Source organism: Bacillus yunxiaonensis, from assembly GCF_037104695.1.
Classification (GTDB): domain Bacteria; phylum Bacillota; class Bacilli; order Bacillales; family Bacillaceae_G; genus Bacillus_A; species Bacillus_A yunxiaonensis.
The window spans coordinates 1-11,819 of the sequence record NZ_JBAWSV010000009.1 but is presented as its reverse complement, the minus strand read 5'-3'; the positions used below and the strand labels follow the sequence as shown (position 1 = coordinate 11,819).

General features: G+C 36.5%; 9 protein-coding genes and 1 rRNA gene. 6 read left to right on the top strand and 4 right to left on the bottom strand.

Annotation, left to right across the window (positions count from 1 at the left end):
* Positions 1–10 precede the first annotated feature (10 nt).
* On the top strand, positions 11–151 hold the full coding sequence (locus WAX78_RS20905) for a hypothetical protein (protein WP_336483954.1): 141 nt from the start codon (positions 11–13) through the stop codon (positions 149–151).
* A 23-nt stretch (positions 152–174) separates the two neighbouring features.
* On the opposite strand, the gene WAX78_RS20900 is transcribed toward WAX78_RS20905, so the two are convergent.
* The 3 genes from WAX78_RS20900 to WAX78_RS20890 are packed head-to-tail and all read right to left on the bottom strand — an operon-like array spanning position 175 to position 2,529.
* Positions 175–1,575, bottom strand: coding sequence for a nucleoside recognition domain-containing protein (locus WAX78_RS20900; RefSeq protein ID WP_336483953.1), 1,401 nt, complete (start codon positions 1,573–1,575; stop codon positions 175–177).
* Positions 1,553–2,275: a FeoB small GTPase domain-containing protein gene (locus WAX78_RS20895; protein ID WP_336483952.1), complete on the bottom strand. Its 723-nt coding sequence runs from the start codon at positions 2,273–2,275 to the stop codon at positions 1,553–1,555. The genes WAX78_RS20900 and WAX78_RS20895 overlap by 23 nt, the downstream gene beginning before the upstream one ends.
* Positions 2,272–2,529 (bottom strand): FeoA family protein, encoded by a 258-nt coding sequence (locus tag WAX78_RS20890; RefSeq protein ID WP_336483951.1) that lies wholly within the window; start codon positions 2,527–2,529, stop codon positions 2,272–2,274. Before WAX78_RS20890 ends, WAX78_RS20895 begins: the two co-directional genes overlap by 4 nt.
* Before the next feature lie 509 nt (positions 2,530–3,038).
* On the opposite strand from WAX78_RS20890, the gene WAX78_RS20885 reads away from it, so the two are divergent.
* The 4 genes from WAX78_RS20885 to WAX78_RS20870 all read left to right on the top strand — a co-directional run bounded on the left by WAX78_RS20885 (position 3,039) and on the right by WAX78_RS20870 (position 7,961).
* Positions 3,039–3,938, top strand: a complete 900-nt coding sequence (locus WAX78_RS20885; RefSeq protein WP_336483949.1) for a phosphate ABC transporter substrate-binding protein PstS family protein — start codon at positions 3,039–3,041, stop codon at positions 3,936–3,938.
* Positions 3,939–4,008: 70 nt separating this feature from the next.
* Positions 4,009–4,893 carry a phosphate ABC transporter permease subunit PstC gene (pstC, locus tag WAX78_RS20880; protein WP_336483948.1) on the top strand — a complete coding sequence of 295 codons (885 nt, stop codon included), beginning with the start codon at positions 4,009–4,011 and terminating at the stop codon, positions 4,891–4,893.
* A 2-nt stretch (positions 4,894–4,895) separates the two neighbouring features.
* On the top strand, positions 4,896–5,816 hold the full coding sequence (pstA, locus tag WAX78_RS20875) for a phosphate ABC transporter permease PstA (RefSeq protein WP_336483947.1): 921 nt from the start codon (positions 4,896–4,898) through the stop codon (positions 5,814–5,816).
* Between the two features lie 642 nt (positions 5,817–6,458).
* A complete protein-coding gene (locus WAX78_RS20870) occupies positions 6,459–7,961 on the top strand; it encodes a malate:quinone oxidoreductase (protein WP_336483946.1) in 1,503 nt (500 codons plus the stop codon).
* A 261-nt stretch (positions 7,962–8,222) separates the two neighbouring features.
* On the opposite strand, the gene WAX78_RS20865 is transcribed toward WAX78_RS20870, so the two are convergent.
* Positions 8,223–11,267, bottom strand: coding sequence for an efflux RND transporter permease subunit (locus WAX78_RS20865; protein WP_336483944.1), 3,045 nt, complete (start codon positions 11,265–11,267; stop codon positions 8,223–8,225).
* Positions 11,268–11,695: 428 nt separating this feature from the next.
* On the opposite strand from WAX78_RS20865, the gene WAX78_RS20860 reads away from it, so the two are divergent.
* Positions 11,696–11,819, top strand: a 16S ribosomal RNA gene (locus tag WAX78_RS20860); the annotation flags it as partial.

Below are 11,819 nucleotides of genomic sequence, written 5' to 3'. Positions count from 1 at the left end.
GAGCGGCATAATGTTTACGACTTTAGGGATTATATGCACGATTTTAATGGCAACTCTGCCCTATACTGCTTATTTCATTCATAAAAAAATACAAGAATACGGTGCGCAGCCTTGGCAAAAACAAATACCGCAAAAAAAGAAACCCGAGTAATGATACATCGGGTTTCTTTTCTATTATATAAGTCCCAACCAATGTACCAATTGTGCCGTAAGGAATGTAACAACAATGGCAATTACAGTAGGGATGGCAAATGAAAGAAATGTCCATTTGGCACTTTTTGTTTCTTTATATATATTAACTAGTGTGGTTCCGCATGGGAAATGCAGAAGAGAAAACAACATCATATTTAATGCAGTTAGCCAAGTCCACCCGTGTTCAAGAAACAGTTGTTTAATTTGTGTTAAATCTGCTAACTCTGTTAATGAACCTGTTGATAGATAAGCCATTAATAAAATTGGAACAACAATTTCGTTTGCAGGTAAGCCGAGAATAAATGCTGCTAAAATGTATCCGTCAAGCCCAAGTAATTTTGCAAACGGATCTAAAAAATTTACGATATACATAAGAAGACTTGTGTCTCCAATAAATACATTTGCTAATACCCATGTTAATACTGCTGCAGGTGCCGCAACGATAACGGCACGCTTTAGAACGTATATTGATTTATCGAGCGTTGCGCGTACGATCGTATCCCAAATTTTAGGTTTTCTATAAGGTGGTAATTCTAGTGTGTAGTGGGTTGGAACACCTTTTAAAGCCGTTTTTGAGAGTGCCCATGAAACGGTTAAAGTTACGATAATGCCAATTACAACCATGCCGACAACAACTCCGGCTGTTACTAGGGTTTGCATACCGCCTGTATATCCAGCAGCCATAAATAAAGATGCTAATAAAATAAGTGTTGGCCATCGACCGTTACAAGGAACAAAGTTATTTGTTAAGATTGCGAGCATACGTTCACGAGGTGATTCAATAATACGTGTTGACATAATTGCAGCTGCGTTACATCCAAATCCCATCGCCATTGTTAATGATTGTTTCCCATGTGCCCCGGCACGTTTAAAGAGGCGGTCCATGTTAAAAGCAACGCGTGGTAAGTAACCGTAGTTTTCTAGTAAAGCGAAAATTGGAAAGAAGATTGCCATGGGTGGTAACATAACGCTAATAACTGCTCCTGTTCCACGGAATAGCCCAAGAATAAGAACACCATGTAACCATTCTGGTGCATGCATCGCTTGGAACCAAGATGTTAAATGATTTTCTGCCCATCCAAAGAATTCAGCAATTTTATCGGATGGAACGTTTGCGCCAGCAATTGTAAGATAGAAAATCACAGATAAAACAGCAAGCATAATAGGGAAACCGAATATAGGAGAGGTGAAAATTTTATCGAGCCTCTCTGAACGATATAATTTATTTTTATCCGTATATTGAACCGAATTTTTACAAATATTAGCTGAAGCACGATAGATATCAACAACAATTTCATCGCGAATATCTTCTTTAACAAGTGTTTGTGCATGATGTACGATATGGTCTAATGGAAGAGCTTTACTGGTTAAATGAGATTCCATTGATTACGACCTCCCTTACAAGCGGTTCTTCATGATGTTTTTGAAGAGCTTCTAAGAAATTCTTGTCTCCATCTAGAATGCGAAGTGCAATCCAACGTGCAGGATAAGAATCTCCAAAAACTTCATATATTTGTGGTTCAAGTTCCTGAATCATCTTTTCTATTTTTTCGTTATAAGTAATTTGAAAGGGAGTAGGAATTAATTTTCTATTTACTACTTTTTCAATTGTGTTTAGTAACCGACTGATTCCGATTTTGTTACGGGCAGAGACTTTTACAATAGGAACTCCAAGTGATTTTGCTAATTTTTTCTCATCGATTATAATGCCTTTCTTTTCTGCTTCATCAATTAAGTTAACGCATATAATAACTTCTTTTGTCATTTCCATAACTTGCAGTGCTAAGTTTAGATTCCGCTCCATCGCTGTTGCATCCAATACAACGACGGTTACATCTGGTTTTTCAAAGATAATGTAGTCACGGGCAACTTCTTCATCGGCAGAGTTGGAATATAAAGAATACGTTCCAGGTAAATCTATAATCGTATATAAATCTCCGTTATGTGCATACTCGCCTTCAGCTTTTAATACTGTTTTTCCCGTCCAGTTTCCAGTATGTTGTTTTAATCCGGTTAATGTATTAAATAACGTACTTTTTCCTGTATTCGGATTTCCTGCTAATGCAATGCGGCGCTTTTTCATTTTGGATCATCTCCTATCAATGTCCCAATTATTTGCGAACTTTCTTCATTTCGAAGTGCAATTGTCGTATTACTTACTTGATATGCAATGGGATCACCAAGCGGACTTTTTTGTAACACTTTAATCGTTGCACCAGGAATAAATCCTAAATCAAGCAGGCGGCGTTTCATTGTTCCTTCTAACTGAATTTTTTCAATTTGTACGAGTTGACCTGTTTTAAAAGTAGAAAGTGGCTGGGTTTTAACCGATACCATAAGAGTTACCTCACTTCTATTTTTTTAGTACGAGTTCAAAATGTTTCCTTAGGGAAACATTTTGTTAATAACATACTAGGTGATATTGAGCGCGGTTGTCAATTCTTACTTTAAAAATATTCAGGTATTTTTCGAATTGTTCCAGTTTATAGGGCTCACTTGCATGTTATTCCATTTTTTGTTGTTTATGTTGGGATTTTAACAAGGAGAAGTAGAATTTTTTAGAAAAATATCTTAAATAAAGGTGTAAAGCAAAGATATGAATTTACAATAAATTTACATTATTAAAATTAGCTTTACAATACGTTCTGTTTTTTATGGTTTTTTCATTGTTTTATGTTGAAAACAATGAATATATATGGTTTTTTCTATGAATCCACTTCCTTTACTTAAAATTTAAAAACGCTTAACACTGACATAATATTATTGTCCTACAATGAATTTGTACTACGAGATATGCACATAATAATGTAGAAATGAAAAGTGATAATCAAATGGGGGTACAAGACATGGTTATGAAAAAAGGCTTTAAATTTTCGTTAGCAGCATTAGTAGTTGCAGGTGCTTTAGTAGGTTGTGGGAAAACAGACACAACAAAGACGGAAACTGCTAAAGGTGGTAACGAAACGAAGCAAGAATTATCCGGTACAATTACAGCAGCTGGTTCTACGGCGCTTCAACCACTTGCAGACGAAGCTGCTAAAGAATTTATGGGGAAAAATTCAAAAGTATCAATTACAGTTCAAGGTGGCGGTAGTGGAACTGGAATTAACCAAGTAGCTTCTGGTGCTGTTCAAGTTGGTAACTCTGATGTTCCTGCTGCAGATAAAATAAAAGAAGCTGATAAAGCAAAAGAATTAGTAGATAACAAAGTTGCAGGTATCGGATTTGCGTTAGTTGTAAATAAAGATGTAAATGTTGATAACTTAACAGTAAAACAAGTACAAGATATTTTCTCTGGTAAAGTTACAAACTGGAAAGAAGTTGGCGGAAAAGACGAAAAAATCAATGTAGTTAATCGCCCAGCTGCTTCTGGTACACGTGCTACGTTTGAAAAAACAGTTATGAAAGACGCAAAAATTAACGATGCTACTGGTACAACACAAGATTCCAATGGTGCAGTAGAGCAAGCAATCAACTCTACACCAGGATCTATTAGTTATTTAGCTAACTCTTACATGGTTGGTGACAAAAAAGGTACTTTAAAAACATTGAAAATTGATGGTGTAGAACCAACAACTGAAAATATTTCTTCTGGTAAATATCCGTTTTGGTCTTATGAATACATGATCACAAAAGGTGAAGCAAAAGATGCAACAAAAGGTTACATTGATTATGTAAAAGGTTCAGACTTTGAGAAAAAAGTAGAAGAAATGGGTTACATCCCAATGTCTAAATTAAAACAATAATATAAAACGGGGCTGGCTATTTAGCCAGTCTTGTTCATTTCGATATATGAAGTGAGGTTGTGGTCTTGTGATGAAGGGGAAAAAACAAATTAACTACGTAAAAAGTGAATATATTGGAAGAACACTTGTGACGCTTTGTGGTTTATTAATTGTTGCTGTTACATTAGCTATTATTGCATTCATTTGTGCAAAAGGAATTCAATCATTTACGCAAAGTAATATCTCAATTTCAGAAATATTCACATCAACAAAATGGGCTCCGAATGATGGAAGTTTTGGCGCTGTTATTTTTATAGTTGGATCTACTGCTGTATCTCTCGGTGCAGTAATTATTAGTGCGCCGATTGCAATTGCACTAGCAGTGTTTATGAATTTAATTTCACCAAAGTTTGGAAACAAAGTATTAAAGCCGGTTTTAGAATTGTTAGTAGGGATTCCGTCTGTTGTATATGGTTTACTAGGGGTTACAATTTTAGTTCCGCTTTTACGTAATTCTTTTGGTGGTGTAGGATTTAGTTTAATTGCAGGGATTATTGTATTAAGTATTATGATTTTGCCAACGATTGCAAGTATTGCTTCCGATGCAATTCGTGCAGTTCCTTTTGAATATTTAGAAGCCTCTTATGGTTTAGGATCGACGAAATGGCAAGCGATTAGCCGCGTCATTGTTCCGGCAGCAAAAAAAGGTATTTTAACAGGGGTTGTTCTTGGATTAGCTCGTGCTTTTGGTGAAGCATTGGCAGTTCAGATGGTAATCGGTAATACAATAAAATTACCAGAAGGACTATATAGTCCAACTTCAACTTTAACAGGTATTTTGACAATGGATATGACGAATACGTTAAATGGGACAGCTTGGAATAATGCGCTATGGACATTAGCGATGATATTACTTCTTATTTCTTTCTTATTTATCGTAGCAATTCGAGCGATTGGCCAAAGAGGTGAAAGATAACGATGAATGCTAGAACAGTTAATAGTATATGGACAGGGATTTTATATGCGGTTGCAGCATTTGTAGTCGCTTTACTCGGTTTTCTTGTATACGAAATTTTACGACAAGGTTGGGGGTTTTGGGATCCAAATTTTTTATTTGGAGAACCAAGTAATACAACAGCAGGAGGAGGGATTGGTCCTCAATTATTTAATTCCTTCTATATGCTTGTCATTACATTAGTTATTTCAATTCCTTTAGGTCTTGGTGCGGGAATTTATCTTGCAGAATATGCAAAGCAAGGTCGATTTTTAAATTTTGTTCGTCTATGTATTGAAACAATGGCATCGCTACCTTCTATTGTAGTTGGTTTATTCGGATTACTTGTGTTTGTTACGATGGCAGGTTGGGGTTATACTGCCATAGGCGGAGCGTTAGCTCTAACGATTTTAAATTTACCAAGTTTAACGCGCGTTTGTGAAAATGCAATTACAGAAATTCCATCTAATGTGAAAGAAGCAAGTCTTGGGTTAGGTGCAACAAAGTGGCAAACAATTGTTAGAATTATTATTCCATCTGCATTGCCACAAATTATTACAGGTGTTATTTTAGCGGCTGGACGTATTTTTGGTGAAGCGGCAGCACTAATTTATACAGCTGGATTAACGTCACCAATTTTAAATTCAGCAGCGGACCTTTCAAGTCCTGCTAATCCGTTGAACCCATTTCGACCAGCAGAAACATTGGCAGTGCATATTTGGAAGTTAAATTCTGAGGGAATTATTCCTGACGCGAAGCTAATTGCAACAAAATCAGCAGCAGTATTAATTATTATGGTACTACTATTTAATATTCTTGCTCGCTTTATAGCAGCCGTACTGCATAAACGCTTTACTGGTACGAAAAAATCTCGTAAAAGAAGTAAAGGAAAAGCAGTGGCATAACTACTTGTACTCTATATAAAATAAAGAGGGTGTCCTAAAAGTTCGATAAAATCGACCTTTTAAGGATGCTCTTTTTTTAATCCCGCTATTCAAGGGCAGTAAGACCTCCGCCTCAAGATTGAGAGAGAATCGTTGTCCAGCTCTAGCGGCTAGAATCGCAGGACGTTTCCGCGTTTTCTACAGAAGATAGGTGGGGGAGTGGATTTGAAATAAAGTTCGACCGTTATTCCATTAAATGGCCAGATTGTGGAAGAGCGAGCTTATAGATGATATGGATATTTTGGAGAATGTGCAGTATTATACAGTTAAACTAACTATAGTAAACGTTTTACTCCCTGTTAAGTGCGGAGAACCATACCAAAAGTAATGGCAAACCGAAGCCTTAGCCCTTGTAAGAAGCTAAGTTAAGGCCTTTTGGACGGACTGTTCACTTTTTAACGAACTTTACATAGTTTATAATTATCAGATAATAGTAGATATTTTACTCTATAAATAATTATAATAGAATATGATATGGTGTTATAATTGAGACAGAAAAGGTGTGTTTCTAGGTGGGGTCTAGATGGCGCCTTGCTTTTTGCGACATCTAAGCAGGAGTGCGCCTACTCTTTTTTGTAAATATAGGGGATGAGGAAGGTTAAAATGAGCAAAATACAGAAGAAAACAGACGTTATCTTAATTGGTGCCGGAGTGATGAGCGCGACTTTGGGATCATTACTGAAAGAGTTAGTACCTGAATGGGAAATCAAAGTGTTTGAGAAACTGGCAAACGCAGGAGAAGAAAGCTCTAACGAATGGAATAATGCGGGTACGGGTCATTCTGCACTGTGCGAACTTAACTATACATCCGAAAAAACAGACGGATCTGTAGATATTAGTAAAGCTATAAAAATTAATGAACAGTTTCAGCTTTCAAGACAGTTTTGGGCATATCTTGTAAATAGCAATCTGATTCGTAACCCGCAGGACTTTATCATGCCAATACCTCATATGAGTTTAGTACAAGGGGAAAAAAATGTAAAGTTCTTGAAGAATCGTTTTGAAGCGCTTTCAAATAATCCTCTGTTTCAAGGGATGGAATTTTCCGATGACCCTCAAAAACTGAAGGAATGGATTCCGCTTATCATGGAAGGACGTACAGCGGATGAACCGATAGCGGCAACAAAAATTGACTCTGGGACAGATGTTAACTTTGGTGCTTTAACACGCATGTTGTTTGACTACTTGCAGACTAAAAACGTCGAGATAAACTACAAACATAGCGTTGAGGATATTAAACGTACTAGCGACGGCTCGTGGGAAGTAAAAGTGCATGATATCGATAGTGGTAAAATCGAATACCATACTGCAAAATTCGTCTTTATCGGCGGTGGAGGCGGAAGTCTGCCTTTACTACAAAAAACCGGTATTCCTGAGTCAAAACATATTGGAGGGTTCCCGGTAAGCGGCTTATTTATGGTATGTAACAATCCGGAAGTTGTAGAGCAGCATCATGCAAAAGTATACGGTAAAGCTAAGGTTGGTGCTCCTCCAATGTCTGTTCCGCATCTTGATACAAGATATATCGACAACAAAAAAACATTGCTGTTTGGACCGTTTGCTGGCTTCTCACCAAAGTTTTTAAAAACTGGTTCAAATTTTGATTTAATAGGTTCCGTAAAACCGAATAATGTCCTGACTATGTTGGCGGCAGGCGTAAAAGAGATGGCATTGACAAAATACTTGATCCAGCAAGTTATGTTATCGAATGAAAAGCGCATGGAAGAATTACGCGAGTTTATTCCGAACGCCAAAAGCGAAGATTGGAGTACAGTGGTAGCGGGCCAACGTGTGCAAGTTATCAAAGATACTGATGCTGGCGGTAAAGGAACACTTCAATTTGGTACGGAAGTTGTTAGTGCCGCTGATGGCTCGATAGCTGCATTGCTTGGTGCTTCTCCGGGGGCTTCTACTGCTGTTCACGTTATGCTTGAAGTATTAGGGAAATGCTTCCCGCAACATATGAAAGAGTGGGAACTGAAAATAAAAGAAATGATTCCTTCTTATGGCGTGTCACTAGTGGAAAATCCAGAGCTTTTCCAAGAAATTCATACTTCAACAGCGCAGACGCTTGGTCTAAACGAAAAAGAACCGGTCCATAGTTAATTCTTTGGATGTAGAAACAAAGGTATTTAATGAAGAGTTTAAGCAACATGAGAAACTACTGCTGAAAGCTTCACTTTATTTGAGAAGCCCCTATTCTCAAGGAATGTGAAGGGTATAGGTAAAAAAATACAACAACCGCATTCAGAAGTCTGAGTGCGGTTGTTGTATTTTATTCTATTATTCGTGGGCAGTAAGACCCCCACCTCAAGATTCAAAGAAAAGTGGGGGATGAAGAAAACCTACTCTTATGGAAGTTTCACTTTATGAGTTTGGAACGTCTGTATAAGATTCGTGTTGTTTTTTGCGATGCTTCCTGCTGCCAATTCGATCTAGTAATTCGTACATAACAGGTACAACAACGAGTGTTAGTAATGTGGAAACTAATAAACCGCCAATTACTACAACAGCTAAGCTTTTTGATACCATGCTTCCAGCTTGTGTATCACCGAATAGTAGAGGAAGCATTGCGAAGATGGTTGTAATAGCTGTCATGATAATTGGGCGTAATCTTATCGAGCCAGCTTCTAATAGCGCTTCTCTTGTTGACATTCCTTTTTCGCGATTTTGTTGTACACGTTCTATTAATACAATTGCATTTGTCACGACGATTCCGATTAGCATTAAGGCACCGATAAGGGAGTTTAAATCAACCGGTGTTCGTGAAATAATTAAACCTAAAATACCGCCGACAGCAGCTAATGGAAGGGAGAATAAAATTGCAAACGGTGCACGTGCTTGCCCAAAAGTAATAACCATAATTAAGTAAACGACACCAATTGCAATTCCCATAATTTTAAATAGATCAGTGAAACTTTCTTGCATTGATTCTGTTGCTCCGGCAATGTTAACTTTCGCTCCATCAGGTAATTTTAAATTTGTAATAGCTGTATTTACATCTGTACTTACTTTACTTAAATCTTCACCTTTTGCTTCCGCCGCAACTTGAATTGTTTCTTTTCCGTCCTTATGGAATATTTCTGTTTGTATTTGTTTTTCAGAAATGGTTGCAACATCTTTTAATGGGATCAAACCAGTAATTGGAGACGAAATATTTGAGTCTAGAATTGCATCTTTATTATGGATGTTTGTTTTTTCGTGTTCTATTACAATAGTTGTCTTTTCATTATCGAGTGAAATTTGGCCAATTGGTGATTTTTTCATTAAAAATGCAACTTGTTGTGCGATGACTTCAGGAGTTAATCCTGCTTTCTCTGCTTTTGTTTGATCAACGTTGATGACCCATTCATTTTTCTCCTCTTCCATATTTGTTTTTACTTTTGAAAGACTATTTAAGCTTTTTAATTTTGTGGTAACAAGATCGGAAGCTTTCTTTAAATCTTCACTATTGTTGGCCGTAATGTTAAATTGTAAAGCGTTCCCGCCACCGAAACTTGAAAAACTCACTTTTATATAATCAAATGTTGCTGGTTGAAATTGATTCTGTTCTTTTTTTAGTTTGTTAATGTATGTTTCAAGGTCAATTCCTTTTTTAAATCCTACATATATACTTGCAAGATTGTTTTTTGTCACTTGGCCCCACTGTGCATCTTCTGAAGCAGAACCCATTCGTAAGGTAACGTCTTGTACTTGTGTATCTGCAAGTAATTTCTTTTCGAATTCGAAAGCTTGTTGTTTCCCCTTTTCTAAATCGTAATTAGCGGGGAATGTCATATTGATAGAAAGCATTGTGTTATCGTCAGATTTAATATTTGCTTTTGGAAGTACAATGTAAGCTGCAATTGAACCGACAAACAATAAGAAAGAAGTAAGTAAAATGATAAATTTATGTGATAACGACCATTTTAAAATGGCTGTATAACGTTTCGTTTCTTTTTGCTCTTCGTGTCTTGCTTTCTTTAAAAGTAGAAAAGCCATGAGCGGAACAACTGTTAAGGCCACTACTAGAGAGGAAAGAATCGAATATACAACTGCCAACACCATAGGCAGCATAAATTCACCGATTCCGCCTGATACAAAGCCAATTGGTAAAAAAACAGCGACGGTCGTTAAAGTGGAAGACGTAATTGCGATTGCAACTTCTTTTGTAGCATCAATAATAACGTCTTTTGAGAAAGAATCTTTTTGTAAACGACGGAAAATGTTTTCGATTACAACGATGCTATCATCAACAAGGCGTCCGACAGCAACTGCTAGTCCTCCTAATGTTAAAATGTTTAAAGTGATATGAGATTGCTCAAGTAAAAAGAGTGTAAGGAGTATAGATAAAGGGATACTGACAACAGCGATTAAAGTAGTACGAATGTTACGTAAGAAAATTAAAATGATGAATGTAGCGGCAATGGCACCGAGAATAACTTCTTTAGCCATACTTGTAACAGCATTTTGGACTTGTTCGTGCGTTGACATAAGTGTTTTTATAGTGAAAGTGTCTTTATATTGCTTGCTCATATCATGAACTTTTTTCTCAATTTCTTTTCCAATTGTAACAGCATTTTTGCTGGGTTCTTTCATAATGACTAATACGGCACCATCATCTCCGTTTATATGGGAAATTGCATCATGATGTTGTTTTAGCTCAATTTTTGCGATATCACTTAGTTTTACTTCTGGTGTGAGGGGAATGTTTTTTATGTCTTCAATATTTTTTATTTCTCCAATTACACGAAGTAAATGATTTTCGTTATTTATAGATATTTGTCCAGCAGGTATAGAAACTTCTTTTCCTTGAAGAGCAGATACAATTTGTGATGTTATGATATTTTTATCTTTCATTTTAACGGGATCTAATACAATAGATAATTCAGATGTTGATTTTCCGTAAAACATAACATTGGACACGCCATCGATATTTTCAAGTTGCGGGATAACTTCTTTTTCGATTTGTTTTTCATCAGCCTTTGTAAAGCCATTTTTCTTTTGAACTGTGATTTGTGCGAGTGGAATCATAGAGGTGTTTAGTTGGCTGACAACTGGTTTCATTGTATCTTTTGGAAGTGGTACTCCGTTTGTGAGTTTTTCAACTTCACGCGTTGCATCTTTCATATTTGCTTCTGAGGTGTACGTAATATCAATCCGTGATAATCCTTCACTTGTTGACGATGTAATGGTATCGACGTGTGAAAGGTTTCGAAATTGTTTCTCGAGAGGTTCTGTTACTTCTTTTGTCATTGTTTCAGCATCTAGTCCTTCGGATAAAGTGGTGATTGTTATTACGGGATTATCGATGCTTGGTAAAAACTCCATCGGTAACTTAGAGCCGGAATAAATACCTAATACAGAGATGAGGAAAACCATGATGATAATAGCGGCCCTATTTTTTAATGAAAACTTCGTCAATCTTTCCATAAATAAATTCCTCCATGATAGGGTTTGATGGTTTACTGTTTTACTATATAACAAATGACAAGGAAATAGAGTTAAAAATATGTAAAAATTTTCTAAAAAAAAACTCTTAAGTGAGGAACTCATTTTATGGTTAGTTAACGAGTGAACGATATGTTATACAATAATTTAGTTTATACGACAAAAAACTTTATATATTTTTAAAAAAGTGCTTGCGCTTTAAAAATGTAGATGATATATTAATAAACGTCGCTGCTGCACTACAGCAGAAAGCGAATAGAAAAAAGAAATAAAAAAACAATGTTGACATCGAAAAACAAAGATGCTAACATAAGGAAGTCGCCAATTGAGCGGCGGACAAGTTCTTTGAAAACTGAACGAAACAAACAACGTGAAACGTCAATTTTTATTTATGATGCTAGACAAACACTTTATTGGAGAGTTTGATCCTGGCTCAGGATGAACGCTGGCGGCGTGCCTAATACATGCAAGTCGAGCGAACCGATTAAGAGCTTGCTCTTAAGAAGTTAGCGGCGGACGGGTGAGTAACACGTA